The sequence below is a fragment of the Bartonella saheliensis genome (assembly GCF_902162175.1).
Genome location: NZ_LR607202.1, coordinates 54033 through 79974 on the forward strand (window position 1 = coordinate 54033; position 25942 = coordinate 79974).

General features: G+C 37.4%; 25 protein-coding genes. 8 read left to right on the forward strand and 17 right to left on the reverse strand.

Annotated elements, in window-relative coordinates:
* The first annotated feature begins 17 nt into the window (after nt 1-17).
* Nucleotides 18-1025: a nicotinate-nucleotide--dimethylbenzimidazole phosphoribosyltransferase gene (gene cobT / locus FS875_RS04275; protein ID WP_144753494.1), complete on the forward strand. Its 1008-nt coding sequence runs from the start codon at nt 18-20 to the stop codon at nt 1023-1025.
* A 33-nt stretch (nt 1026-1058) separates the two neighbouring features.
* Here cobT and FS875_RS04280 read toward each other — a convergent pair whose 3' ends face one another.
* The 7 genes from FS875_RS04280 to topA all read right to left on the reverse strand — a co-directional run bounded on the left by FS875_RS04280 (nt 1059) and on the right by topA (nt 9662).
* Nucleotides 1059-1547 carry an Lrp/AsnC family transcriptional regulator gene (locus FS875_RS04280; protein WP_005773501.1) on the reverse strand — a complete coding sequence of 163 codons (489 nt, stop codon included), beginning with the start codon at nt 1545-1547 and terminating at the stop codon, nt 1059-1061.
* A gap of 21 nt (nt 1548-1568) precedes the next feature.
* Nucleotides 1569-2198, reverse strand: coding sequence for a uracil-DNA glycosylase family protein (locus FS875_RS04285; protein ID WP_144753497.1), 630 nt, complete (start codon nt 2196-2198; stop codon nt 1569-1571).
* Between the two features lie 26 nt (nt 2199-2224).
* Nucleotides 2225-2785 (reverse strand): thermonuclease family protein, encoded by a 561-nt coding sequence (locus FS875_RS04290; RefSeq protein ID WP_144753501.1) that lies wholly within the window; start codon nt 2783-2785, stop codon nt 2225-2227.
* Between the two features lie 339 nt (nt 2786-3124).
* Entirely contained in the window at nt 3125-3292 is a 168-nt protein-coding gene (rpmG, locus tag FS875_RS04295) for a 50S ribosomal protein L33 (RefSeq protein ID WP_004864083.1), read from the reverse strand.
* 102 nt (nt 3293-3394) lie between these two features.
* The gene (locus FS875_RS04300; protein ID WP_144753504.1) at nt 3395-4564 is read right to left on the reverse strand and encodes an MFS transporter; all 1170 of its coding nucleotides are present in this window, start codon (nt 4562-4564) and stop codon (nt 3395-3397) included.
* Nucleotides 4565-4814: 250 nt separating this feature from the next.
* Nucleotides 4815-7085 (reverse strand): ribonuclease R, encoded by a 2271-nt coding sequence (gene rnr, locus FS875_RS04305; protein WP_144753507.1) that lies wholly within the window; start codon nt 7083-7085, stop codon nt 4815-4817.
* Nucleotides 7086-7088: 3 nt separating this feature from the next.
* Nucleotides 7089-9662 carry a type I DNA topoisomerase gene (gene topA, locus FS875_RS04310; RefSeq protein WP_144753511.1) on the reverse strand — a complete coding sequence of 858 codons (2574 nt, stop codon included), beginning with the start codon at nt 9660-9662 and terminating at the stop codon, nt 7089-7091.
* Nucleotides 9663-9927: 265 nt separating this feature from the next.
* Here topA and FS875_RS04315 point away from each other — a divergent pair, with 265 nt between their 5' ends.
* On the forward strand, nt 9928-10134 hold the full coding sequence (locus tag FS875_RS04315) for a hypothetical protein (RefSeq protein WP_005773510.1): 207 nt from the start codon (nt 9928-9930) through the stop codon (nt 10132-10134).
* Here the strand turns inward: FS875_RS04315 and dprA are convergent.
* The 4 genes from dprA to FS875_RS04335 are packed head-to-tail and all read right to left on the reverse strand — an operon-like array spanning nt 10064 to nt 14161.
* On the reverse strand, nt 10064-11278 hold the full coding sequence (dprA, locus tag FS875_RS04320; RefSeq protein ID WP_144753514.1) for a DNA-processing protein DprA: 1215 nt from the start codon (nt 11276-11278) through the stop codon (nt 10064-10066). The genes FS875_RS04315 and dprA overlap by 71 nt on opposite strands.
* Nucleotides 11253-11885: a glycerol-3-phosphate 1-O-acyltransferase PlsY gene (gene plsY / locus FS875_RS04325; protein WP_144753517.1), complete on the reverse strand. Its 633-nt coding sequence runs from the start codon at nt 11883-11885 to the stop codon at nt 11253-11255. Before plsY ends, dprA begins: the two co-directional genes overlap by 26 nt.
* A 12-nt stretch (nt 11886-11897) precedes the next feature.
* Entirely contained in the window at nt 11898-13199 is a 1302-nt protein-coding gene (locus FS875_RS04330) for a dihydroorotase (RefSeq protein WP_144753520.1), read from the reverse strand.
* On the reverse strand, nt 13196-14161 hold the full coding sequence (locus tag FS875_RS04335; protein ID WP_144753523.1) for an aspartate carbamoyltransferase catalytic subunit: 966 nt from the start codon (nt 14159-14161) through the stop codon (nt 13196-13198). The genes FS875_RS04330 and FS875_RS04335 overlap by 4 nt, the downstream gene beginning before the upstream one ends.
* Nucleotides 14162-14287: 126 nt before the next feature.
* Here FS875_RS04335 and FS875_RS04340 point away from each other — a divergent pair, with 126 nt between their 5' ends.
* Nucleotides 14288-15907 carry an acyl-CoA dehydrogenase family protein gene (locus tag FS875_RS04340; protein WP_144753526.1) on the forward strand — a complete coding sequence of 540 codons (1620 nt, stop codon included), beginning with the start codon at nt 14288-14290 and terminating at the stop codon, nt 15905-15907.
* Here FS875_RS04340 and ruvX read toward each other — a convergent pair.
* Nucleotides 15892-16371 (reverse strand): Holliday junction resolvase RuvX, encoded by a 480-nt coding sequence (ruvX, locus tag FS875_RS04345; RefSeq protein WP_144753529.1) that lies wholly within the window; start codon nt 16369-16371, stop codon nt 15892-15894. The genes FS875_RS04340 and ruvX overlap by 16 nt on opposite strands.
* 150 nt (nt 16372-16521) lie before the next feature.
* On the opposite strand from ruvX, the gene gatC reads away from it, so the two are divergent.
* Both gatC and gatA read left to right on the forward strand, forming a co-directional pair.
* A complete protein-coding gene (gatC, locus tag FS875_RS04350; protein ID WP_144753533.1) occupies nt 16522-16809 on the forward strand; it encodes an Asp-tRNA(Asn)/Glu-tRNA(Gln) amidotransferase subunit GatC in 288 nt (95 codons plus the stop codon).
* A 31-nt stretch (nt 16810-16840) separates the two neighbouring features.
* Entirely contained in the window at nt 16841-18325 is a 1485-nt protein-coding gene (gene gatA, locus FS875_RS04355) for an Asp-tRNA(Asn)/Glu-tRNA(Gln) amidotransferase subunit GatA (protein ID WP_144753536.1), read from the forward strand.
* Between the two features lie 90 nt (nt 18326-18415).
* Here the strand turns inward: gatA and FS875_RS04360 are convergent, their stop codons facing one another.
* The 5 genes from FS875_RS04360 to FS875_RS04380 form a co-directional block, all read right to left on the reverse strand.
* Nucleotides 18416-19126 carry an ABC transporter ATP-binding protein gene (locus FS875_RS04360; protein ID WP_144753539.1) on the reverse strand — a complete coding sequence of 237 codons (711 nt, stop codon included), beginning with the start codon at nt 19124-19126 and terminating at the stop codon, nt 18416-18418.
* Nucleotides 19113-19895 (reverse strand): ABC transporter ATP-binding protein, encoded by a 783-nt coding sequence (locus FS875_RS04365; RefSeq protein WP_144753542.1) that lies wholly within the window; start codon nt 19893-19895, stop codon nt 19113-19115. Before FS875_RS04365 ends, FS875_RS04360 begins: the two co-directional genes overlap by 14 nt.
* A complete protein-coding gene (locus FS875_RS04370) occupies nt 19892-20950 on the reverse strand; it encodes a branched-chain amino acid ABC transporter permease (RefSeq protein ID WP_144753545.1) in 1059 nt (352 codons plus the stop codon). The genes FS875_RS04365 and FS875_RS04370 overlap by 4 nt, the downstream gene beginning before the upstream one ends.
* A complete protein-coding gene (locus tag FS875_RS04375) occupies nt 20950-22026 on the reverse strand; it encodes a branched-chain amino acid ABC transporter permease (RefSeq protein WP_144753548.1) in 1077 nt (358 codons plus the stop codon). The genes FS875_RS04370 and FS875_RS04375 overlap by 1 nt, the downstream gene beginning before the upstream one ends.
* 120 nt (nt 22027-22146) lie before the next feature.
* Entirely contained in the window at nt 22147-23280 is a 1134-nt protein-coding gene (locus FS875_RS04380; protein WP_144753551.1) for an ABC transporter substrate-binding protein, read from the reverse strand.
* A gap of 323 nt (nt 23281-23603) precedes the next feature.
* On the opposite strand from FS875_RS04380, the gene FS875_RS04385 reads away from it, so the two are divergent.
* The 3 genes from FS875_RS04385 to FS875_RS04395 all read left to right on the forward strand — a co-directional run bounded on the left by FS875_RS04385 (nt 23604) and on the right by FS875_RS04395 (nt 25712).
* A complete protein-coding gene (locus FS875_RS04385; protein WP_144753554.1) occupies nt 23604-24179 on the forward strand; it encodes a cold-shock protein in 576 nt (191 codons plus the stop codon).
* 250 nt (nt 24180-24429) lie between these two features.
* Nucleotides 24430-24942, forward strand: coding sequence for a DUF192 domain-containing protein (locus FS875_RS04390; RefSeq protein ID WP_144753557.1), 513 nt, complete (start codon nt 24430-24432; stop codon nt 24940-24942).
* Complete coding sequence (locus FS875_RS04395; protein WP_144753561.1) at nt 24939-25712, forward strand: alpha/beta fold hydrolase; 774 nt, start codon at nt 24939-24941, stop codon at nt 25710-25712. Before FS875_RS04390 ends, FS875_RS04395 begins: the two co-directional genes overlap by 4 nt.
* Nucleotides 25713-25942 lie beyond the last annotated feature (230 nt).

A 25942-nucleotide genomic window follows, 5' to 3' on the forward strand; every position in this document is an offset into this window, starting at 1 on the left:
TTTTAAAAGGTATCCTCATGACTGCTCGTCCATTTGATGATTTTCGTGCTTTGCTTACAAATTTACCTGTTGCTGATGAGTTTTCTATAATTTTGGCTAAAAAACGCCAAGAAAACTTAACAAAAGTGCGAGGATCGTTAGGAAAACTGGGAGACATTGCTGTTTGGTATGCAGGGTGGAGAGGTACAGAAAAACCTATCGTAACGCGGCCTCTGGTTGCTATTTTTTCTGGAAACCATGGTATCGTGGAAGAGAATGTTACGCCATTTCCACAATCTATGACACAAAAGATGGTTCAAAATTTTGCATCTGGTGGTGCTGCTATTAACCAAATTTGTATAGCTTATGATCTTGGATTAAAAATATTTGATTTAGCACTGGAATATCCAACAATAAATATTACAAAGGATGCCGCAATGGACGAGCGGAGTGCGGCTGCTACAATGGCATTTGGCATGGAATCCATTGCTGGTGGGACAGATCTTTTATGTATCGGTGAAATGGGGATTGGAAACACAACAATAGCTTCAGCTTTATGTTTTGCATTATTTGGAGGAGAAGTTGAAGAGTGGACAGAAAATGCTATGGGATCGGAAGGAGATTTTTATCAGCGTAAAATAACAGCGATTAAGACAGCTGTCGCTTTGCATAAAGAGCATTTTAATGATCCTTTTGAGATAATGCGTCGCTTGGGAGGACGTGAAATTGCTGCGATGGTTGGCGCTATTTTAGCAGCAAGAATGGAAAAAATACCCGTTATTTTAGATGGTTTTGTGGCAACAGCAGCAGCTGCTATCCTTTATAAAATGCATCCAAGAGCTCTTGAACATACCCTTGTTGGACATGTTTCTTCTGAGAAAGCTCATCGTAAACTTTTAAAAAAAATTGGCAAAGAACCACTTCTGGATTTGGGAATATGCCTTGGTGAGGGGGCCGGAGCCGCTATGGCTGCTGGTATCGTTAAAGCTGCTGTTTTAACACATGCGCAAATGGCAGTTTTGGAACAAGAAAGTTTGAATACTTAAAAAAGAATAATGAGAAGGATGTAAAAAAAACTTTTAAGTTTGTTCATTCGCCTTTTCGTGTAATTTAATATAATTAAGTGGAAGTTCTGTTGTATATTTAATCTGTTCCATTGCAAAAGAAGATGAAACATCACGGATATCAATTTTAGAAATTAATTTTTTATAAAAGAGATCATACGCTTCAATATCGGGAACGACAACACGCAATAGATAGTCAATATCTCCACTCATTCGGTAAAATTCTATGACTTCACGGAATTCTTGCACAATCTTTGAAAAACGCTTAAACCATTCATGACTGTGGGTGTTTGTACGAATAGAAACGAAAACAGTAACGTGCGCATTTACTTTTTCTGGAGAAAGAACGGCAACGCGACGTTGAATAACGCCATCTTCTTCAAGTTTTTGAATTCTACGCCAGCAAGGAGTGGTCGAAAGCCCCACTTTTTTAGCAATATCTGCAACAGAAAGTGTCGCATTTTCTTGCAAAAGATGTAAAATTTTTCGGTCAAGACGATCCATATTTTTTCTCAATATTTTAATTTATAAAAGTTTACGCACTAAATGACGCAGATATACAATAAGCTCATCGTTAAACCATGGATTTTTCTGTAACCAAGAAGTATTTCGCCATGATGGATGAGGTAAAGGCATAACATTATAGCCCCGAGGCTGAGAGATGGAAAGGATATTTCTCCAATCACGAACGGTTGCTGAAACGGTTTTATGTTTTAATTCTGTAATATGCCATTTTTGCGCATAACTGCCAATAGCAAGAACAAGCTTTATTTGAGGCATCGCTTGAAATATCTTCTCATGCCATATTTCTCTACATTCACGTCTTGGTGGCAAATCAGCTTTATTTTTGTCATAACCTGGAAAACAAAATCCCATCGGAACAAACGCAAAGAGAGATCTATTATAAAACTCTTCTTTTGTTACGTTAAGCCAATCACGTAATCTTTCACCAGAGCGATCATTAAAAGGAATAGATGTTTCATGAACACGCAATCCTGGGGCTTGTCCTGCGATTGCAATCGAAGCCGTATGGGATAAATAAACAACGGGATTTGGTTCATGAGGAAGAGGAGGAAAATAATGTGGCTGCTGGATACAAACCCGACAGGAATAGATTTCTTTTTCAAGTTTGATAATTGGGCTACATTGTTTCATTAGTCAATAAAATTTAAAAATATTTTTTACTCTGTGCGAGGATGTGTTTTGCGCCATTCTTTAGGGCGTTGAAAACTTGATGCCCATATTCCTCTTTTTTTCCCTCTGGCTTCTTGCTCTTCTTTAGGGTAATCATAATAGCTTACAGCCCAACCATTTTGTACAAGTGCGGCGTTGATATTGCTAACTTGTTGCGTTTGACATGTTGCAAGGATACGGCGATATTTATCTGTTTTATGCCAATGACATGTAACAGATTGGTTTTCTACCAATTGTTCTAGATATTTTTTTGCCTCAAGCCCACAAGGGTATCGTACCTTTTCTTTTCCACAAAATTGATGAAGTTCAGGAGCATCAATGCCAACCAGTCGAATCTTAATGGAAGAAATCATGATAGAATCGCCATCAATGACAAGAGCCTTTCCTTCAATAGAATTTTTAGAAGAAAATTTTTCTTTTGAAGGAAACGGTTGAGTCGGCTTAAAATAAGTTGCCATCATGATAAGAATGCTAGCAGTGATAAAAATGCTAAAACCGATAATTTTATTTAAGTTTCTTAAATTAAAATGGGAAAAATTTTTTTTCATGAAATAAAGAAACTGCCACTATTATTATAATGCATTCTATTGAGCATTGCTTATAATTCTTTCAAAAAATTTTATTCACATGACGAAAAAACATTCCGTTTTAATGATAAAATTTTTGTTAGATATTACAAAATAAAATATGCATTTGGTATAATATGTAAGCGACTTAAACGATAAATCAACTTAGTTAAATCCGTATAAGCTATACAAATTTAAAGTTATGCAGATTTTAAAATAAAATAAAAAAAAACAAAAAATACTCCTCAAAAAATAACTTTGAAGAGTAATAATCCCGCATTTCCTTTGGAGGATAAAACCTATCAATAATGATTGGCTTATTTATTTAATTTTCGTTTCTTTAAATTCAACGTGCTTTTTTACAACTGGATCATATTTACGTTTGCTCATTTTATCTGTCATTGTACGGCTGTTTTTCTTTGTTACATAGAAAAAACCAGTATCTGCAGTTGATAAAAGCTTGATCTTAATGGTTGCTGCTTTAGCCATAATGTAAAAACCCTATTTATATTGAAAAAATATCATTGTTGTCAGAACTTATTTCCGACATCATCAAATTTTCCGGCAACAGTACGGATGTTCTCAAAAAAGTCAAGAGCTGATTAGTTTTCTCATAAGTTGGATAAATACCAAAATGACATATAAACCAAAAAAAACAGCCATAGCTATTGAAAAACCAAAAAGATCAAAGATATCCATGGACTTTCCGATGAAAGTTGGTCCTATGAGCATACCAATTCCGTAGCAAAAAGTAAAAGCAGAATTAGCAGCAGCAAGTTCTTGCCCCCTAAGACGTGCGCCTAGGTGAGCAAGACCAATTGTATAAAGGCTCGCTGATATACCACCTAGAATAAATAAATCAAACATCAGAATCCATAGATATTGAATAATCCATGGTATTATAAAAGTTCCCACAAAACCTAAGATAGCACAACCTATCAGCGGATAGCGTCTATCTTTGGCATAGTCGCTTAACATGCTGATAGGAATTAAGAGGAAAATATTCCCAAGTGCAAGGATTGCCATAAAGTGTGTTGCTTCATTCTCATTATAACCAATGGATAAACTAAAGGGGATTATAAGCGTTAATGTGCCCATTTGAATGGCCCCATAAACAAGGGCTGCCATCATCGCGCTTGGAACGTGAAAAAGATAACGAAAAAATGGCGTATATTGATTTTTTTGAAATTCTGGACTTAATTTCCAAGCTGCAAGAATTGGTATAGTAGCAAGTATAATAAGGCTATAACCCACCGCAAAAGGAATAAATCCTTGTGTTCCCACTTTTCCTAGCAATGTTAGACCGATCACAAACCCTAACCCTAAGACAATGGCATAAAGAGAAAGGATCAAACCGCGTTTTTTAGGGGGAGCATAACTGTTGATCCAAAACTCTGATAGGATAAACATAACTGTCATAGTAAAATGCAATATAAATTTTAAAATGAACCAACCCCATATGAATTCAAAAAAATAGAATCCTAAAAAACTTAGAGATCCTATCGCCATCATAAGTAATATTGTTTGAGCGATGCCTAAACATAAAGCAATTCGAGATGTAAAAATAGCTGCAATAATTGTGGCGATTCCACCAACTGTTCCACTATAGCCGATCGTACTGTTGGAAAGCCCTTTCTCTGCCATAAGAAGAGAGACAAGTTGTGTCCCCATTGCCAATGCTGTTCCAACAATACCAATGGTTGTAATAGCGGCAATAATTGCACGCAAAGAATTATTTTGAAAGTCAAAAATTTTTTTCATGAGAGTGGCTTAAGGTACTTTATGTTGATCCAAACAACGAAAAGGCGAGCTAAAATGAAAGAAAGATCAAACTAACTTTTGCAGATTTTCTCTCTTCATTGAGTATAAAAAAACTCTGTAATACTTTTAATATAAAATAAAACATATGCTCTTAATATGCCAAAGAAAGCATATTGTATATAAAAATGCTATCGATATTCAATATTATAGACAGTTTCTTAGTTTAAATCATTATGAGCTTATTTATTAATTAATATTTTCTTTTTCCATAAAAACGGCGCTTTTGTTTTTTTAATTTGTTTTTATGGTAGGACATTGATGAAAATTTTATTGGACGAGGTTCTGTTAAGAGCTCAAAGCTTAAAGCACCAGCAAAAGGTTGTACGGTTATAAGTTTTACCTTTACAATATCACTGAGCTGATAGCCTTTGTGGCTATGTTGTCCTATAAGGATATGTTGTGCTTCATCAAAATGATAATAGTCATTTTTAAGTGTAGAAATATGAACAAAACCATCTGTATTGAGTTTATCAAGAGAAATAAAAAGCCCTGCTTTTGTGACTCCAGAAATGCGTCCTGTAAAAACACGGCCAATTTTATTCGTTAAATAGTGTGCAACAAGCCGATCAATCGTTTCTCTTTCAGCGATCATTGCACGGCGCTCGTATAAAGAAATTTGCGTAGCGATGTCTTCAAGGTTTTGTTCTTGTGTATTCGTTAATTGATCATTTCCTAGTTTGAGAGCTTTAATGAGTGCTCGATGAATAATGAGATCAGCATAACGGCGAATTGGTGATGTAAAATGTGTATAGTTCTGCAAATTCAAACCAAAATGACCACTATTTTTAGGATTGTATTCTGCTTGTGATTGTGAACGCAATATAACTTGATTGACGAGTTCTTGTTGTTCCGTATGAGCGACCTTTTCTAAAATTCTATTAAGGCGTGCTGATGTTAATTCAGCACTTTTTGAGAGGGATATTCCTAAACTTTGAAGAAAATTCCGCAATATTTCTTGTTTGCCAAGAGAAGGTTTGTCATGAATACGATAAATGAAGGCCTGATGATGTTTTTTTAATGTTTCAGAAGCTGCAATATTGGCTTGTATCATAAACTCTTCGATCAAACGATGAGCTTCTAAATGTTCTTCACTCACAACATCTTGGATGCATCCATTTTGATCAAGAATAACCTTTTTTTCTGCTATTTCTAATTCTAGGGGCTGTCGACGATTTCGCGCGATTTTAAGACATGCATAGGCTTCCCATAAGGGTTGCAGGATATTCTCAAGAAGGGGAGCATTTTTTTTATGGATATGTCCCTTTCTTGCCAATTGTACTTCTTGGTAGGAGAGTTTGGCTTTTACACGCATCATAATACGATGAAAACTATGTTTTAGTTTATGACCATTTGCATCAAAAATCATACGAACGGCTAAAGCTGGTCTTTCTTTTCCTTCACATAGAGAACATAAATCATGAGAAAGACGTTCAGGCAGCATTGGTACAACGGTATCAGGAAAATAAACTGAATTTCCGCGTTTTAATGCTTCTTTATCTAAAGCACTTCCTGTTTTGATATAGTAAGAAACATCTGCAATGGCCACAATAATAATCCATCCCCCATTATTTGTTGGGTCCTTATCCTTGCTTGTATAGACTGCATCATCATGGTCTTTCGCATCTGGTGGATCAATCGTAATAAATGGTAATTGTCGCCAATCTTCACGATTATCCATATTAGCAGCTTTGATATGTTTAACTTCCTCAAGAACGCTTTCTGGAAAAATATAAGGAATGCCTTTTGAAAGAAGAGCAATCATTGAGAGTGTTTTCTCACTCTTAATATGCCCTAAAACATTTTTTATTTGCGCAGTTTTCAGTCCATAACCAGTATTTTTTTTAATTTCAACTTCAACGAGATCACCCGTTTCAATCTTCATTTCTGGAGACATTTCAACCATGAGCTCATTGGTTTTGCGGTCTATAGGATCGAGGCGCCATTGATTATTTTCTAACTTTCGTACAACACCAAATGTACTCTTTGGGGATAGATCAATTTTACGAATAATTCGCCCCATATAAGGGGGATTTTGAGAATTTTTATTTCGAAAAACTTTTACAAGAAGATGATCTCCAACGCCAATGCTCCCTCCTTTTATGTGACGAAAAGAATGTATTTCAATTTTGGGCTTTGGCGTATCTTCCCATTCAAGAGGTTGTGCAATAAAACTACCGTCTTCATCGCGTCCACTAATTTTTACTAAAGCAACAGGGGATAATTTTCCTTTGTTTATTGCTCTTTTGCGCTGTTTAGATATAAGATTTTGATCCTTTAATGCACGTAATATGTCTCTAAGCCAGATACGAGAATCGCCTTTTAAATTAAAAGCTTTGGCTATTTCTCGTTTACTTAATCGATTAGAGTTTTCATTGATAAAGGAAAGAATTTCTTCCCTATTGGGCAATTTTTTTCCCCTAACTGAGGAGAGGAGTTTTACGTTTTTTTCACCTTTAGCCAAATTTTATGTCTCTTTTGTTTTTGCTTTTGTTTTGGAAGAAGCTTTTTTTGACGTTGTTTTTTTACGCGACGCTTTATCCGATATAAGTTCTAATGCCTCTGAAAGGGTTACACTAATGGGATCTTTATCTTTTGGCAATGTTGCATTAACTTTCCCCCAATTGACATAAGGACCATAACGTCCATTGCGCACAGTGATAGTTCCTCCTTCGGGGTGTTCTCCTAATGTTGCGAGTGCAGCAGATGTTGTTCTGCTTTGCTTGGTTTTATTTTCTTGTTGTTCTGCCAATACTGTAACAGCGCGATTGATACCAATATCAAAAACTTCATCCGCATGAAGAAGGCGCGCAGATTTTCCATTATGACTAAGATAGGGACCATAGCGTCCAATTGTCGCCGTGATCATTTTACCAGTTTCGGGATGAATACCAATTTCACGAGGAAGGGAGAGTAAAGCCAAGGCTTTATCAAGAGTGATATTTTCCGCCTGCCATTCTTTTGGTAATCCTGCACGTTTGGCTTCTTTGTTTTCACCAAGTTGAATATAGGGACCAAAACGGCCATTGCGAAGGGAAATATCTTTTCCTGTTTGAGGATCAATACCAAGCATCACAGGTTCCTCATTGTGCACAGCTTTATTTTCTTCTTCTGTATCTGTCCCAAGTTGGCGTGTATATTTACATTCAGGATAATTGGAACAGCCAACAAAAGCACCATAACGACCAAGTTTTAAGGATAATTGACCATTTTTACACAGAGGACAGGAACGTACATCACTTCCATCTTCGCGTTCAGGAAAGGCGAGAGGTGCTAATGTTACATTTAAAACATCAAGGACATTGGCGATACGAAGTTCTTGGATATTGCTAATAGATGCATTAAATCCATCCCAAAAATCACGCAACACATCTTTCCAAGAAAGCTTGCCATCAGAAATAAGATCCAGCTTTTCTTCAAGATCTGCTGTGAAACCGTATTCTACATAGCGATTAAAGAAGTTTTCAAGAAAGGCTGTAACAATACGCCCTTTAGCATCAGGAATCAGTTTTCGCTTATCAATGACAATATATCCACGATCACTCAATGTTGCCAATGTAGAGGCATACGTTGAAGGACGACCAATTCCTAATTCTTCAAGTTTTTTAATTAATGAGGCTTCAGAATAACGGGAAGGGGGCTCTGTAGTATGTTGTACAGATTCAACTTTTTCTTTTGTAAGTGCTTCACCTGTGTTTATTTGTGGTAAACGTGCTGTTTCATTTTCTTCATTATTTTCTTCGTCTCGTTGATCCGTATAGACGGAAATGAATCCGTCAAAACGAACAACAGATCCAGTTGCACGAAGATTTGCACGGTTGTCTCCTTGCTGGGCTTCAATTTCAACGGTTGTACGTTCAATTTCAGCTGAACGCATTTGGCTGGCAATAGCGCGCTTCCATATCAGCTCATAGAGTTTTGCCTGATCAGTGTCGAGAAAATTGCGGACTTGGTTGGGAGACCTTTGAAAGTCTGTTGGACGGATTGCTTCGTGTGCTTCTTGTGCATTTTTTGCCTTTGTTGAATAAAAACGCGGTTTTTCAGGAACATAGTTCTTTCCAAAAGATTCATGAATTACTTTTCTTGCTGTATCAATGGCTTCTGGCGCCATTTGCACACCATCAGTACGCATATAAGTAATAAGCCCCGCCATTTCACCGTTAATTTCAATCCCTTCATAAAGCTTTTGGGCAATTTGCATTGTGCGAGAAGCTGAAAAGCCTAATTTTGAAGAAGCTGCTTGTTGTAGTGTAGAGGTTGTAAAGGGAGGAAAAGGATTTCTTTTTGTAGGTTTTGCTTCAACACTGAGTGTGTGATAGTGGGCCTCCTCCAACATAAGGCGAATTTGATCTGCTTGTTCTTGAGATTGAATATCAAGTTTGCCAATCTTTCTTTGATTAAACATTGTCAATCTTGCTTGGAAATAATCATTTCTGATGGTTTTTAACTGTGTTGTAATGGACCAATAATCTTCTTTGATAAAATGTTCTATTTCTGATTCACGGTCACAAATAATCCGCAAAGCAACCGACTGAACACGTCCAGCCGAGCGTGCACCAGGCAGTTTACGCCATAAAACAGGTGAAAGTGTAAAACCAACAAGGTAATCGAGAGCACGACGTGCAAGATAGGCATCGACAAGTGATATATCAATATCACGTGGATTGTTCATAGCATCAAGCACAGACTTCTTCGTAATGGCATTAAAGACAACTCTTTTAATAGGTTTATCTTTTAAAACTTTTTTTTGATGAAGAACATCCAGAATATGCCACGAAATAGCTTCTCCTTCACGATCAGGGTCTGTTGCTAAGATAAGGCTATCGGCTTCTTTAACGGCTTTTGCTATTTCATTTAAACGTTTAGCAGCAGCAGAATCTATATCCCATTTCATCAAAAAATCTTGATCCGGTAAAACGGAGCCATCTTTTGCAGGTAAATCACGAACATGTCCAAATGATGCGACAACTTTGTATTGAGATCCAAGATATTTATTAATTGTTTTTGCTTTTGCTGGAGATTCAACGATAACGATATTCATAATTTTACCCGAATATTGAAATAAAAACTTTTTTATAAACGCCTTTCACGTGAATAGCTAATGGCAATTGCTTAAGAACACATAAAAAAAATATTAGCCATATAAAAAACATGAATATTGTACAACTTGTGATTGTTATTATTAAAGCGCACCCTATATAGAATTACACGATTTATTTTTTACTGTTATTACAAAAGCGTACGGCCAAATACTAAGATAACGTCTATTGAGAGGTAGGAGGGGAAATGCTCGAGGATAGAGGATTATGTTTATAAATCATTTGAAAGTTATCCAATATATTACAGACATGTCAAAGCAAATGAATCAGATGGCGCGTCAGGCGCATAGTCCGCTTTTAGCATTGCTTTTGGATATGGTTGCCAAAGAAGGGCAAAGCATTATTAATAGTGCTGAGGCTCTTGGGGAAGATCAAGATTCGACAATGACACATAACCACCAGAGTGTCGAATAAGCTTTCCAGCAAGCTCGAGTTCTACCAATAAGAGGTAGAGAGTTGGGAGAGGGACATTTGCGTGGGTACTGAGTGTATCTATGTCGATTGGTGTTGTCGAGAGAGCACAGAGAACTGCTGCGCGTGCTGTATCATCATCTATTAAAGAGGGATGAGAGTTTTTTTCGTCTGCTGGATTAAAATTCTCCTTTTCAAGTTGTAAAGAGGATGCTTCCTCAAAAAAATTGAGTTGGGAATTTGGAAGCGATGAAATTAATGGCGTAAGTGTTTCTATGATGTCAGAAGGATGTGTGGTGAGGAGAGCACCGTCCTTGAGAAGGTTGTTTGTACCAACAGACCTTGGATCAAGTGGAGAACCGGGAATGGCAAAAATCAACCGTCCCATTTCAGCTGCTTGACGTGCAGTAATTAAGGACCCTGAACGCAGGGCTGCCTCCACAACCAACAGACCAAGTGAGAGAGCTGCAATAATACGGTTTCTTCTTGGAAAATCGATAGCACGTGGCTTCCAAGAGATGGGCATTTCGCTGATGATAGCTCCACCATTGGCGATGATATCTTCATACAACTTTTTATTTTCAGGAGGATAGATATGATCAATTCCCCCAGCCATGACTGCAACAGTTCCTGTTTTTAAGCTTGCTTGATGCGCAACGCTATCAATTCCACGAGCGAGCCCAGAAATTATTACAAAATCTGCTTCTCCAAGAAAATGCGCAAATTGAGCTGTAAGCTTTTTCCCAGCAGCTGAAGCATTTCGAGAGCCTATAATGCCAATAGACGTTTTTTGAAAAACTGAAACATTACCTTTGATAGCAATAAGCGGCGGAGGGGCTTCTGTAACTTTCAGAAAAGCTGGATAATCTGGTTCTCCCATACCGATAAACCGAACACCTAATCTTTCAGCTTCTTGTATTTCTTTTTCTGCATCTTCTAAGCTTGCTATTTTAATAGATGCAGAACCACCCCCTTTTCTAATAAGCTCTGGCAGCGCTGCTAAAGCATTTTCTGCTGTTTTATAATGATCAATGAGGTTGCGAAAACTAACAGCTCCAATATTTTCACTGCGCAATAACCGTAACCAGCTTAGACGTTGACGATCAGTAAGCAGGATTCCTTTATTTATCTCTGTTTTGCGTACCAATCTTACTTTCTTCCCCGCTTAATAATCTACTGATATTTGCATAATGTTTTATAAACACAAATAGGCTCATCGCGATCAGTATACAACAGAAATAAAAATCGGAAAAATAAAAAACAAATATCGGCGTCACTGTAACGGCAATAAGTGCAGATAATGAAGAATAACGCATGAGGAGAAAAATCGCACTCCATACAATAATAAAAATAATTGCTGCGGGCCAATACACTCCTAAGCAAACCCCTAAATAGGTCGCAACACCTTTGCCACCTTTAAATTTAAGCCATACGGGAAAAAGGTGTCCTAAGAAAGCAAAAAAACCCGCTAGAGAAACAAGGATACTCTTGTCGAGCGGATCATTAAAGAATTTTATAACGAAAACAACGATAGCTCCTTTCAACATATCACAAAGAAGTGTTAGAGCAGCAACTTTTTTATTTCCTGTTCGTAAAACATTTGTTGCTCCAATATTGCCAGAACCGATTGCTCTTATATCGCCAAGTTTGGCCAATCTCGTAAACAAAAGACCAAATGGAACTGAGCCAATGAGATAAGAGACAAGGAAAATAAACCATGGAGTGGACTGAAAAAATATTTCTGCTTCATTCATTCAAAAATCTCATTACGTTGGTTGATCAAGTTTAAAAACGGATTTCCCTTTTACAAAGGTTTGGAGGACACGTCCTTGAAAACGTGCATTTTCAAAAGGCGTATTTTTTGAACGTGAATAAAACTTCTTTGTCGAAACAACCCATGGTTCTTCAAGATCAACTACAATAAAGTCTGCATAAGCACCTTTTTTAAGCGTCCCTGCATCGAGTCCAAAGAGCTTTGCAGGCGCCGTTGACAAAAGCTCAGTTATCCGGAGAAGAGATAGGCTCTCATCATGATAAAGACGCAAAGTTGCACTCAATAAGGTCTCCATACCAACAGCACCAGCTACTGTATCGTTGAATGGCAAATATTTTGTGTCAATACTCTGAGGATCATGGGAAGAGACAATGATATCTATCGTTCCATCTTTTATTGCTTCAATCAGTGCTATCCGGTCTTCTTCTGTACGCAATGGGGGCATAAAGCGAAAAGAAGTTTGATATTGACCAATATCATTTTCATTGAGAGATAAATGATTTATCGATACACCGGCTGAAATTTTCTCACTGCGCTGCTTGCTTAAGCGAAGGGCATCAGCAGAGAGCGCTGTCGATATCTGTGCGGCATGATAGCGGGTTTGCGTTAATGTCGCTAAGCGCAGATCCCTTTCAAGTGGGATAACTTCTGCTTCACGAGGGATGCCAGGAAGCCCTAGCCAACTAGCGAGCAATCCTTCATTCATGACACCTTGTCCTGTAAGGTCCTTATCTTGTGTTTCATGCATCAAGGGAACATCAAAATCGCGTGCATAAGTCATTGCACGTCGCATAACAGATGAATTTTGAAGTGTTTTTTTTCCTTCACTAAAAGCAATGGCTCCTGCATCTTTAAGCAAACCAAATTCGGTTATTTCTTGTCCGTTGAAACCTTGTGTGATTGCCGCAACGGGATAAATATTGACCGATGACATTTCCTCTGCTGTGCGCTTAATAAATTGAACGAGGGCAACATTATCAATAATTGGGTGCGTGTCTGGCATCATAAGAAAGGAAGTAATACCACCTGCTGCTGCGGCTTGACTTGCAGATGCAATTGTTTCACGATTTTCATTTCCTGGTTCTCCAACAAAAACACGCGCATCAACAAGTCCAGGAAGAATTGCTTTGTTTTGTGCATTAATAACTTCTGCTTCTGCAGGGATTCCTTGATTCAAAGCTTCTTTTCCAGCGGCTGTAATCCGTCCATTTTCAACAATAACTGTACCAATTTCATCGAGTGCGCGTGAAGGATCAATAATACGAGCCTTTTGAAAAACAATTGGTTTTATCATTTTTTTTCTCCATTGATCTTCAAGCGTGAATCTAATAAAGCTTCCATGACGGCCATACGCACTGCAATTCCCATTTCTACTTGTGTATGAATCATACTTTGTGGTCCATCGGCTATATCGGATGCAATCTCCACACCACGGTTTATGGGACCAGGATGCAAAATAATGCAATCATTTTTAGCATAAGCCAAATTTTCTTTATGTAAGCCAAAATAATGAAAATACTCACGTATGGAGGGAATAAAAGAACCTGCCATCCGTTCATGCTGTAAGCGTAACATCATGATAACATCAGCGTCTTTAAGTCCCTCTTTCATGGTGTTAAAAACCTCAACACTCATATCGGCAATCCCTGTGGGTAAGAGCGTGGAAGGCGCAACAACACGAACACGGGCCCCAAAAGCATTAAGACTGAGGATATTGGAACGTGCGACACGCGAGTGCAAGATATCTCCGCAAATGGCAACCGTTAATCCTTCAATATGACCTTTTGCTCTTTTAATGGTGAGAGCATCTAATAAAGCTTGGGTTGGGTGTTCATGAGCACCATCACCGGCATTAATGACACAACAATCAACTTTTTGTGCTAATAGAGCTGCTGCTCCTGCACTGCTATGGCGAAAAACCAGTATATCTGGCTTCATCGCATTAAGTGTTGCAGCTGTATCAAGTAACGTTTCCCCTTTTTTTACAGATGAGTTGCCGATCGCAACACTTATCACGTCTGCTCCCAACCTTTTGCCTGCTAATTCAAAAGAAGATTGTGTTCGCGTAGAGGCTTCAAAAAAGAGATTAATTTGAGTCCGCCCATACAAAATAGATTTTGTTTTATCAATTTTGTTAGAAAGAATAATGTTTGCTTCTGCTCGATCAAGCAATGTATTAAGATCTTGTACACTCAGATCTTTAATAGCTAAAAGATGTTCATGAGGGAAAAGTGGAAAAAAATTATCTTGAATCATAGCATTCTTCTTTATCTCTCTTTAAAACGGATTAAACAAGCATTTGTTTGAATATGATAAATGTTTCTTAACTCTAAAAAGACAAATAGTCTATGATATGAATGATTTGAATATAGGAATAGACTTATGAGTGCTGTCTCTGCGCAAAATGCTCGTCGAAAAAATACATTTCTTAGCGATACGCTTATGTTTCGTATAGCCTCTACTTTACCTAAGTTTTTACTAGCAAGCTTTGAAGAAATAGGGGATTTTGCTGCAAGTCAAGAAGCATGGAAGCTTTCTTGCTCAGCGAATCATTATAAGCCTTTGTTGTATTATAACGATGAATGGGGGCAACAGACAGAAAAATTAGAAATACATTCTTCCTATCAAGAGCTTCAAAAATACTCTAGACAAGCAGGGTTGGTTAGCTCGCTTTGGGAAAATACTTCTTCAGAAAATGGAGTACGCTATCAAGCACGTGCGATTCGTTTAGCTTTATCTGCTGGTTTAGAAACAGGGCATTTGAATGAGGTTATTATAACGAGTGCAGCGATTGCTGTCTTAATTAGTGATAGTGATCTCTTCAAAAAATGGCAAAATGTCCTTTTGTCACGCCAATATGATTCCTCATCAAAGCCTATTCATCATAAAAAATCTGCTTCTCTGACGTGTGCCTTTGATGATATTGGACAATATGCTTTCAATTTTCCAAGCGTTAAGAAAATTTCTTTCGATGAAAATATGGAACGCGATCTGTATCGCTTAAATGTCGTAAAAACCAATGTTATTAATCCTACAGCTGATGGATATCTTGTTAGTGCAGATTTAAATGGTCATTTAAGTTGCTTTTTTGTTCCACGTATACAGGAAAATGGTGCACTAAATGGAATGATATCGATTCGTCATTTAATTCAGCGTTCTGGAGAACATTTAACACCAGAGGGGGTTGTTGATTTTCAAGGCAGTTATGGCTGGCTTTTGGGGAATGCTGGAGAAGGCCTTAAAGTCATTAAAGATATCGAGACGATGATGCGTTTTGATCAATCTGTCATATCGGCAGGTGTTTTGCGTGCGGCCCTTCAATTTGGTATAGATTTTTTCCGAAAAAAAATGCCAAATCAGCCTTTACCACCACTAACAGAACGTATTTTTGCAGATATTGCATTAGATATTGCTGCGTCACAAGCATTGGTTTTGCGTTTAGCGCGAGCCTTTGACAATGCAGCAAATGACCGTTCTGAAGCCGCTTTCGCGCGCATTATGACACCTATTATTGCTTATCACGTCAGTCAATTGGTTGTGCCTATTATTGGTGAAATTATTGCACAGCTTGGTATTGAAAGCTTTATAGAGAATAATCCATTATCACAAATGTTGCATAATGGACCTGCGCGAATTGTGAGAAATAGTTCTGCTAATCAATTGGTAAAGGATGCCATTCTTATTGCTGAAAAAGCACCGGGATTGTTTCAGAAATTGTTAGAAAAAATTGCTCTTGATATTGGACCAGCAGGACCCCGCGCCATTGAAATTATTAAGTCTGCCGGTGATATGGCTGCGGCAAATGAAGGAGCAGGAAGATTTTTTGTTGAACAAGTAGCTTATGCAGCAGCTGCTGCGTCATTACGTTCTACGGATATAGAACATGTTGCAAATGCCTATATGGAAAGCCGCCTTGGTGGACAATGGAGATCTTCTTATGGGATGCTCATTGCACGCTATAATGCAGGACATTTGCTCAATGTTCTCTATCCTTCTATATGATGAAAGTTTTGAATTCTATTGAGAGCACCTTGCAATATAAAAGCAGCGGCCGCCGAATCAATTCTGCTTGCTCTTTTAGCGCGTGATACATTCATTTCTAAAAGAGAGCGCTCTGCTGCAATGGTTGATAAGCGTTCATCCCAAAAAACAAATGGAATTTTTGTATGCCTTTTCATATTGCTCACAAAAGCTTTGGTTGCTTGAACACGAGATCCACTGCTTCCATTCATATTAAGAGGTAAGCCAATGATAATAACGCCTACATTTTCACGATCAAAAATCTTAATCAGTGTGTGGGCATCTTCTGTAAATTTTTTTCGCTGGAGAACAGGACGCGGATTAGAAACAGTCAGCCCCATATCAGAAATTGCAATTCCAATCGTTTTTGTCCCAAAATCTAAGCCTGCTATTGTTTGTCCAGGCAAAAGATGTGTCATAACTTCATTGATATTAATAACAGTCATAAGGATTATAATACGTTTTTTTATGTTACAGATCTATAATTATATTCTTTATTCATGTTATCTAATATTCTTGCGCTTGCAAGCGCAGCCTTGTATAGCGAGAATAAAGATCAATGCATAAAACAAAAAAATAGAAAGGCGTAGAAGTGTATGTCTGTTGATCAAGAAACCGTCAAGCGGGTTGCTCGTTTAGCGCGGATTGCCGTCCACGATAATGAAGTAGAACCTATGACAAAAAAATTCAATTCTGTTCTAGGTTTTGTAGAGCAATTAAATGAAGTTGATGTCAGTGAAGTTGAACCATTAACATCTCTAATACCGATGCCTCTACAAATGCGTGAAGATCGTGTTACAGATGGCAATAAAGTAGCAGATATTGTTGCCAATGCCCCTGTTACAGAAGAAAATTTTTTTCTTGTCTCAAAAATTGTTGAGTAACTTTTTATATTTTTGAAATTTGAGAACCAATATGACTGATTTAACAAACCTCACAATTGCACAAGCTCGTGATGCTCTTATCAAAAAAGAGTTCAAAGCAACGGAATTAACAGAAGCTTATTTAAAAGCAATTGAACTGGCTAATCCTACTTTGAATGCTTATGTAACAATAACAGCAGAGCAAGCAAGAAAAATGGCTGCTGAATCAGAGGATCGCTTGGCGAGAGGAGAGGGGGGAATTTTGGAAGGAATTCCCTTAGGAGTTAAAGATCTTTTTGCAACCCGTGGTGTTCATACTCAAGCCTGTTCAAATATTCTTGATGGTTTTAAACCGCCCTATGAATCAACCGTTACGGCTAATTTATGGCAAGATGGTGCTATCATGCTAGGGAAACTTAATATGGATGAGTTTGCTATGGGGTCCTCTAATGAAACATCATATTATGGTCCTGTTATTAATCCATGGAGGAAAAAAGGCTCGAATGAAAAACTCGTCCCCGGTGGTTCTTCGGGGGGATCGTCTGCCGCTGTTGCCGCACAAATTTGTGCAGGTGCAACGGCAACAGATACAGGTGGCTCAATACGTCAACCAGCAGCTTTTACGGGGACTGTAGGAATAAAGCCAACTTATGGACGTTGTTCAAGATGGGGCATTGTCGCGTTTGCTTCATCCCTTGATCAAGCTGGACCTATTGCAAGAGATGTTCGTGACTGTGCTATCTTACTCAGATCAATGGCCTCTTTTGATGAAAAAGATTCTACTTCTATGAATTTACCAGTTCCTGATTATGAAAGTTATCTTGGTCAATCAATTAAAGGAATGAAAATTGGTATTCCAAAAGAATATTATCTGGATGGAATGTCTTCTGAAATTATTAAACTTTGGCAAAATGGAATAAATTGGTTAAAAGATGCAGGCGCTGAAATACACGATATTTCTTTACCTCATACAAAATATGCTCTACCTTCTTATTATATTATAGCTCCTGCAGAAGCCTCTTCTAATTTAGCGCGTTATGATGGTGTCCGTTTTGGTTTGCGTGTGCCTGGAAAAGATATCATTGAAATGTATGAAAATACGCGTTCTGTTGGTTTTGGTGATGAAGTCAAACGGCGTATTTTGGTTGGAACTTATGTTCTTTCATCAGGCTATTATGATGCCTGTTATTTAAGAGCTCAAAAAGTAAGAACACTTGTAAAACGTGACTTTGACCAATGTTTTGATTCAGGCATTGATGCTATTCTTACACCAGCAACGCCAACACCTGCCTTTGGTATTGCTGATGAAAAAATAAAAAATGATACTGTCGCAATGTATCTTAATGATATTTTTACAGTACCGGTTAATATGGCTGGTTTACCAGGAATTTCTGTTCCTGCTGGTTTGTCATCAAATGGTTTACCTCTAGGATTACAATTGATTGGTAAACCTTTTGCTGAAGAAGTCATTTTTCAAATAGCGCATATTATTGAAAAAGCCGCAGGAACATTTTGTGCGGAAAAATGGTGGATATAATCATCGAACTGAAAAGCATTTCTCATCAATGATGAGAAATGCTCTCTTAAAAGTGAGGAGGAATGGACTCTATTTCCTTAATTTTTGTCTTTATCCACCAAGATAGGCTTCTTTAACACGCGGATCAGAAAGCATAGCTTTTCCTTCACCGTGAAATAAAATATGCCCTACCTCTAAAATGTAAGCATAATTAGCGATAGAAAGTGCAGCAAATGCATTTTGTTCAATAAGAAGAACAGTTTTTCCCATATCATTAATTTTCCGGATAATCGAGAAAATCTCCTGGACAAGAAGGGGGGCTAATCCCAATGAGGGTTCATCTAATATCACCATATCAGGATTGCTCATGAGCGCGCGCCCTACAGCAACCATTTGTTGTTCCCCACCTGACATTGTTCCTCCCAACTGTTTTGATCTTTCACGTAGGCGCGGGAAAAGATCAAATATCCATTCAATATCACGAGAAATTCCCTGTTTATCATGACGGATATAAGCACCCAGATGAAGATTTTCTAAAACAGTGAGATGGGGCATAATACGTCGCCCTTCAGGGCTGAGAGCAATTCCTAATCGCAAAATCTCTTCTGGTGATTTTTTAACAATTGATTCGCCATTATAGGTAATTTCTCCATAAACAGAGCGATTAAGTCCTGTAATAGAGCGTACAATACTGCTTTTTCCTGCACCATTAGCTCCAATTAAAGTAACAATACTTCCTTTTTTTATGGACATAGAAAGATTTTGGACAGCTTTAATGGCGCCATAATGAACGTGAAGATTTTTTATTTTAAGAATATCCATAAACATCTCCGCCAAGATAAGCTTCAATAACTTTTGGGTCATTACGAATTTCATCTGGTGTGCCATTGGCAATGCAACAGCCATATTCCATAACCAAAATATGTTGGCAAAGCCCCATAACCACTTTCATGTCGTGCTCAATAAGAAGAATTGTAAGATCAAAGTCTTTTTGCACTTTTGCTATAAATTTTCTAAGATCTTCACTTTCTTGCGGATTCATGCCAGCGACAGGTTCATCAAGAAGAAGTAATTTAGGTCTTGTGGCTAAAGCACGTGCGATTTCTAAACGCCGTTGTACACCATAAGGTAAAGCTGTTGCCAATTGATTAGCAAGATGATCAAGTTGTAGTCGTTCAAGAAGCTCCATGGAATTTTTATAAACTTCTCTTTTTTCTTTCATTGCTTTTGAAAAAAAGAGAGCTGAATAAAACCAAGGATATTTTTGACGGACATGAGCGCCTACCATAACGTTCTGCAAAACCGTTAACCCTGAGAAAAGACGAATATTTTGAAATGTTCTGGCAATATGACGCCGACAGACAATATAAGGAGGTTCCCCAGAAATTTTTTGTTCATCAAAAAGAATAGTCCCACTTGTAGGGGCATAAAACCCAGAAATCATATTGAAAACTGTTGTTTTTCCGGCACCATTGGGACCAATTAATCCAGTTATGCTTCCTCGTTTAATGGCCATATTAACATTATTGACAGCAATTAATCCGCCAAAACGCATTACAATATCATTGAGTGAAAGAAGAGTGTCGTTCATAGTTTTCCCTCAGACTTAGAAAACTTTTTGCGTACTAAAAAGCTATAAATCCCATTCCATGAGAATTCACGTTGTCCCATCAACCCTTTTCTCCAAAATAAAATAATTACCAGCAATAAAAGAGAGAAAACAACCATGCGAAGTCCTGGCGTTTCTGGAATATGTATAAAGCCTAAGTCAAATGGACTTTCAATAATACGAAGCCATTCAAGCATGACGGTAATAATAATACTGCCAATAATGCTTCCTGTAATTGAACCAAGACCCCCAGCAACGACAATCATCAAAATATTAAAAGTGAGCAAAAAATTAAACATTTTCGGATCAATGGTTGAAATAAGAGCAGCCATTAATGCGCCACCTATTCCTGCAAAAAATGCCCCAACAGTGAAAGAAAAGCTACGGTAGAAAAAAGCATTAATTCCCATCGTTTTTGCAGCAATTTCATCATCACGAATAGCCCGTAATACATTACCCGTATTGCTTCGCAGTAAGAGAACAATAAAGAGAATTGTAAATGCTAACCAACCATAGTTCCACCATAATGTTGCATTTTGAGGTATTCCTTTGATTCCTAAAGAACCATTTGTGAGAGATGTTGCATTCGTAATGAAAATGCGGATAATTTCTGCAAAACCCAATGTTGCAATTCCGAGATAATCACCACCAAGACGTAATATCGGCAAAGCAATTAATAAACCAATAATTGCTGCACACAAACCACTGATAACAACAGCGATAAAAAAAGGAAATTGTAGATGGGATAATGGTTCAGCGATAGGCTCAAGAATCCACATCATCTCTTTTTGTTCAGGGGAAAGAAGTAAAATTGCGCAGACATAAGAGCCGATAGCCATAAAACCGGCATGTCCAAGAGAAAACATCCCTGTAAAGCCATAAATCAAATTAAGTGAAATTGCCAAAATCGCATTAATAGCAATTAGATTGATGATACGAAGTGTATAGTCATTAAAATGGTTATCCGCATAGAATAAAAAACCTATAAGAACGAAAATACTGATACACGATAAAAAAATTGTCGCTGACTTTGCCATTAGATTTTCTCCTGACTTTTTTTACCCATTAATCCTGTGGGCAATACCAATAAAATCAGAATCAATAAAATGAAAGCGAAGGCATCACGATATCCAGATAGCGCGGGGAAAAATGCGATAATCATAATTTCAATAAACCCTAATAATAATCCTCCCAACATTGCTCCTGGTATCGAACCAATACCCCCGATAACAGCAGCGATAAAGGCTTTAAGACCAGGAAGAACGCCCATATAAGGCTGAATTTGAGGATAGCGTAAAGACCACATAATGCCGGCTATAGCAGCAAGTGCTGAGCCTATACCAAATGTAAATGCAATGACTTTATTGACAGAAACCCCCATCAAACGCGTCGTTTCAATATCATGAGAGATGGCGCGCATAGCAAGACCAGGCTTTGTTTTATGGATAACCCATAACAGTAAAACAATAAGAATCAATGACACAATGGGAACAATCAATGACATAGGAGCAATTCTAATGATGCCCTCTGCTTCTGATCCTAGGTGCCATAAAAATGGTGTTACCAGAAAATCTGGTTGCTTTACACCTTTAGGAACACCACTAAAAAGTACAGTAGCAAGATTTTCAATAAAAAAAGAAACACCAATTGCACCGATAAGCGCTGAAATACGCGGTGCATGTCGTAAAGGTTTATAAGCGAGTTGATCAACAATAATCCCCACTGCACTTGTAATAAAAATAGAAAAACAAAGAGCTAAAATCCAGATTGGGGTAAAATCTTGTGGAGAGATTTTTAAATAATAAACAACCCCTAACGCAAGAATTAAAAAAACAGCAATCCAATAAATTGAAGGACGCCTTTTAAATCCTATAAATACTGAGTAATAAATAAGAGCAGCGAGGAACAAAAGAAGAAGTGCTGCCCATGCAGGCATAAAGCTAATTGTGGAAAAGAAAACAAAATAGGCTCCCAGCATAAAGATATCACCGTGAGCAAAGTTAATCAGTCTCAATATACCGTACACCATGGTGTAACCAATAGCGATAAGCCCATAAAGAGACCCCAATGCCAGTGCATTAAAAAAATACTGGATGAACATTTCAGTGCTCATCTCTCATCCTTCCACATTTGTTAATTTACATAGGATAATAAGAATTTTTTAAACTTTTGGTTGAGAAAAATATTCTCAACCAATTTTTGCATTCCAATTTTAATACATACAATTCTTACATTAAAAAGCAGGTTTAACTTCTTCTAAATAAACACGTTTTCCATCCTGTATTTTAATGATGCCAATAGGAATTGTAGGGTTATGATTTTTATCCATCGACATATCACCAAAAGGCGTTTGAAAATCTTTTAACTCGCTTAGCGCAGTTGTAATTTTTTCACGATCAGCGCTGCCAGCATTTTCAATAGCCTTCATGAACATCATATAACTTGTGTATCCCAAAACTGAATTGATATTTGGCTCTTTGTCAGGATAAGCTTTTTTCCATTCCTCTGTGAATTTTTGTGCAGCGGCTGACATATTTGGCATATCCTCACTATAAGGGAGTGTCGTATGTAAGAAACCTTCTGCCGCATTTCCTGCAATGGTAATGGTTTCTGGATTATCCATGGCATCTCCACCCATAATTTGAAACTTCGCTCCTAATTCACGCGCTTGTTTCATGATGATAGCACCTTCAGAAAAGTAAGATGGAATGAATAAAATATCCGGTTTTTTTGCGATAATCTGTGTGAGAACAGCTGAAAAATCCTGATCTCCAGAATTATAATTTAAATTTGAGATAACTTCACCACCTAATTTTTTGAAAGCACGCGTAAAATAACTTGCAAGCCCAATGGCATAATCACTTGAAATATCTTTGAGGATAGCGGCTTTTTTTGCCTTTAAAACTTGGCTTACATAAGTTGCAACGCCGATTCCTTGATAGGAATCAATAAAACAAGCACGAAAATAATATTTTTTACCCTGTGTAACAAGGGGACTCGTTGAAGAAGTTGCTATGGTCGGAGTCTTTGCTTTTTCAGATATTTCACCACCTGCTAGTGAGAGTGAAGAACCATAGCTACCAATGATTCCACTTACCTTTTCACTTGCGGTTAAACGCATAACAGCATTCGCCGCTTCCACTTTATCTGACTTATTATCAATAATAACAAGTTCTACTTTGCGTCCCAAAATTTCTGGGACTTGTTTATGGGCTAATTCGATCCCTCGAATTTCAAGCTGACCTCCAAAGGCATTTTGACCACTTAATGGAAGATAAACACCAATTTTGATAGGCTCACTCGCATAAACATTTGCTGTAAGTGCCATAAAAGCGGTGATTGTCGTAAGGACTTTTTTCAATTGCATTGCGCATTTTCCTTAATTGAATTGTTGTTCTTGCACCTTATATTGAACTTCTTCATCATGCAAGTTACACATTAATGAAAATATCATTATGTAAAAAACTTTCATATGAGCTTTTTTATTTGGCCTTTTTTGTAGGATATGTAAAGCCTACAATCAAATAGTTTTATAAATATTTTTTATAAATTTCATGTTGAGATTAACGTGTAAGAGATACGACAATATGGGGAAATCTTATCTTGGGGCTTGCGTGTTGATACAAGAGCAATGTTTACTTAAACATAGAGAATCAATATCGAATTTATAAGCTACAGGATCACGTTATTATGACGAGTAAGGATGCATTAAAAGATTGTTCCCTATCTGAGGATAGTATAGGTACTTGTGGGGAGATTATCGAAATCAGTGGTGTCATTAAGTGGTTTGATGGTAGTAAGGGCTATGGATTTATTGTACCTGATTTGCCTCATTTTCCCGATATATTATTGCATGTTACAGTCATGCGAAGAGATGGTTTCCAAACAGCTTTAGAGGGCGCTAAAGTTACTTGTGCTGTGGAAAAGACGGAACGAGGATTAAAGTGCGTTCAAGTGAAATCTATCGATTGTTCTTCAGCGGTCCATCCATCAGAAGTTCCAGCCCGTACTCATGTTGTTGTTACTCCAGAAAGTGGTCTAGAACGTGCAATTGTTAAGTGGTTTAATCGTGACAAAGGTTTCGGTTTTCTTAGTCGTGGGCAGGGGACAGAAGATATTTTTATTCATATGGAAACGTTGCGTCGTTTTGGTTTAGCAGAGCTTCGTTCAGGGCAAGTTGTTCTTGTCCGTTTTGGGAAAGGAGAAAAAGGTTTGATGACGGCAGAAATTTATCCAGATATAGGATTTCCTTTTGCAACACATTAAATCTCTGCTCATTAAACTTTGCAAGTGACGTCAGTATTTTTCTGCGTTTTAAAAGAGTGGTTATTACATAAATAGCGATAGGCGAGCTTTGTTATGGCTCTTGTGAATTTATAAACTAAATAAAAAAATGCACGCATCTATTGAATAAAATAACGAAAATAAGGTAAGAACTCCCTTGTTTTTAGTTTTTAAACTCTGATATTTTTTATTTTAGAACAAAATTAAAAATTTTTCTGTGGTGGAGACAAGAATGTTAAAGCCTTTTAAAAAAGGGTATATTGTTTTATTAGCGATATTTTTTATGTTAGAAATACCCATTGTTGTCGCGAAGAAGTCCATGGAAATTCCTGTTCATCCGATTCCTTTAGAGATACACACAAACCAAGGTACGATTTCTTATAATGTAGAGATTGCTTTTACCCCCTCTCAAGCAGCTGCTGGTTTAATGTATCGGACTGATTTTCCACGCGATCGTGCAATGCTTTTAAAGCAGCAAGAGAGTTATCAATCGGAAGAGGAACAGAAGTTTTTTATGTGGATGGCCAATACACCGTTGCCCTTAGATATGATCTTTTTAAATTCTGAAGGGGTTATTGTATCGATTATTGAGAACACTTCTCCATTTTCAAAAAAGACCATTTCATCAGGCGTTCCTGCGACTTTTGCACTTGAGATTAACGCTGGTGGAGTTTCTGAAAAACAGATACAAAAAGGGCAACGTGTTATTCATCCTGTCATTTGTGGAAAGTGTAATAAACAATGACAGCTGAGGACGTTCGTTTTTTTGAATATGATGGTTTGCGCTTTGCTTATCGAGAAGAAGGGCAAGGTGCACCTATTTTGTTGATTCATGGTTTTGGATCTTCTGCTTGGGTGAATTGGTATGCAACGGGTTGGTTTCGTATTCTCACTGAAGCGGGATATCGTGTTATTGCTCTTGATAACCGCGGGCATGGAGATTCAGTTAAAAGCTATGATCCTAGCTTTTATACACCTCAAGCTATGGCTTGCGATGCGGTCAAACTCTTACAGCATTTAGAATTATCTAAAGCCCATGTTATGGGGTATTCTATGGGAGCTCGTATTAGTGCTTTTATGGCTCTTTTACATCCAACATATGTGAACAGCGTTATTTTTGGTGGTTTGGGTATTGGTATGGTAACGGGAGCAGGAAATTGGGAACCTGTTGCTGAGGCTCTTTTAGCGGAAGATCCCTCTACCATTACCAATACGCGTGGTTTAATGTTCCGTAAATTTGCCGATCAAACGAAAAGTGATAGACGTGCTCTGGCTGCTTGCATTATCACATCAAAACAAGAGTTAACGGCGTCTGAAATTTATAAAATTGAACAACCTGCACTTGTTGCTGTTGGTTCATTAGATGAGATTGGTGGTGCTGCAGAGCCATTAGCAGCTTTGTTGCCTTGTGGTGAAGCTTTATCAATTCCTGATCGAGATCATATGCTTGCTGTAGGTGATAAAGTTTATAAAAAAGGTGTTATCAATTTTCTTTCTCGTTATCCTATAAAATAAAAATTTTTGATAGGTCTTAGCATTTACAAAAATATTCAATATTTTCGTGTATAAACTTAAAAGCTTGTTTAAAAACTTTTCTATTTTCACATAAGTTTTTATAAAAAATGGGCAGAAGAATAAACTCTTATTCACTTATTTTGTATATTTTTTAAACTATGTAATTTTTTAAGGTTAGATGACTATATTAAAAATTCTTTGAACAGAGTTATTTTTAAGTGATATAATAA

What these genes read in the sequence shown, in the direction of transcription:
- cobT (WP_144753494.1), top strand. Translation starts at nt 18, where the DNA reads ATGACTGCTCGTCCATTTGATGATTTTCGTGCTTTGCTTACAAATTTA.
- FS875_RS04280 (WP_005773501.1), bottom strand. Translation starts at nt 1,547, where the DNA reads ATGGATCGTCTTGACCGAAAAATTTTACATCTTTTGCAAGAAAATGCG.
- FS875_RS04285 (WP_144753497.1), bottom strand. Translation starts at nt 2,198, where the DNA reads ATGAAACAATGTAGCCCAATTATCAAACTTGAAAAAGAAATCTATTCC.
- FS875_RS04290 (WP_144753501.1), bottom strand. Translation starts at nt 2,785, where the DNA reads ATGAAAAAAAATTTTTCCCATTTTAATTTAAGAAACTTAAATAAAATT.
- rpmG (WP_004864083.1), bottom strand. Translation starts at nt 3,292, where the DNA reads ATGGCTAAAGCAGCAACCATTAAGATCAAGCTTTTATCAACTGCAGAT.
- FS875_RS04300 (WP_144753504.1), bottom strand. Translation starts at nt 4,564, where the DNA reads ATGAAAAAAATTTTTGACTTTCAAAATAATTCTTTGCGTGCAATTATT.
- topA (WP_144753511.1), bottom strand. Translation starts at nt 9,662, where the DNA reads ATGAATATCGTTATCGTTGAATCTCCAGCAAAAGCAAAAACAATTAAT.
- FS875_RS04315 (WP_005773510.1), top strand. Translation starts at nt 9,928, where the DNA reads ATGTTTATAAATCATTTGAAAGTTATCCAATATATTACAGACATGTCA.
- plsY (WP_144753517.1), bottom strand. Translation starts at nt 11,885, where the DNA reads ATGAATGAAGCAGAAATATTTTTTCAGTCCACTCCATGGTTTATTTTC.
- FS875_RS04330 (WP_144753520.1), bottom strand. Translation starts at nt 13,199, where the DNA reads ATGATAAAACCAATTGTTTTTCAAAAGGCTCGTATTATTGATCCTTCA.
- FS875_RS04335 (WP_144753523.1), bottom strand. Translation starts at nt 14,161, where the DNA reads ATGATTCAAGATAATTTTTTTCCACTTTTCCCTCATGAACATCTTTTA.
- FS875_RS04340 (WP_144753526.1), top strand. Translation starts at nt 14,288, where the DNA reads ATGAGTGCTGTCTCTGCGCAAAATGCTCGTCGAAAAAATACATTTCTT.
- ruvX (WP_144753529.1), bottom strand. Translation starts at nt 16,371, where the DNA reads ATGACTGTTATTAATATCAATGAAGTTATGACACATCTTTTGCCTGGA.
- gatC (WP_144753533.1), top strand. Translation starts at nt 16,522, where the DNA reads ATGTCTGTTGATCAAGAAACCGTCAAGCGGGTTGCTCGTTTAGCGCGG.
- gatA (WP_144753536.1), top strand. Translation starts at nt 16,841, where the DNA reads ATGACTGATTTAACAAACCTCACAATTGCACAAGCTCGTGATGCTCTT.
- FS875_RS04360 (WP_144753539.1), bottom strand. Translation starts at nt 19,126, where the DNA reads ATGGATATTCTTAAAATAAAAAATCTTCACGTTCATTATGGCGCCATT.
- FS875_RS04365 (WP_144753542.1), bottom strand. Translation starts at nt 19,895, where the DNA reads ATGAACGACACTCTTCTTTCACTCAATGATATTGTAATGCGTTTTGGC.
- FS875_RS04370 (WP_144753545.1), bottom strand. Translation starts at nt 20,950, where the DNA reads ATGGCAAAGTCAGCGACAATTTTTTTATCGTGTATCAGTATTTTCGTT.
- FS875_RS04375 (WP_144753548.1), bottom strand. Translation starts at nt 22,026, where the DNA reads ATGAGCACTGAAATGTTCATCCAGTATTTTTTTAATGCACTGGCATTG.
- FS875_RS04380 (WP_144753551.1), bottom strand. Translation starts at nt 23,280, where the DNA reads ATGCAATTGAAAAAAGTCCTTACGACAATCACCGCTTTTATGGCACTT.
- FS875_RS04385 (WP_144753554.1), top strand. Translation starts at nt 23,604, where the DNA reads ATGACGAGTAAGGATGCATTAAAAGATTGTTCCCTATCTGAGGATAGT.
- FS875_RS04390 (WP_144753557.1), top strand. Translation starts at nt 24,430, where the DNA reads ATGTTAAAGCCTTTTAAAAAAGGGTATATTGTTTTATTAGCGATATTT.
- FS875_RS04395 (WP_144753561.1), top strand. Translation starts at nt 24,939, where the DNA reads ATGACAGCTGAGGACGTTCGTTTTTTTGAATATGATGGTTTGCGCTTT.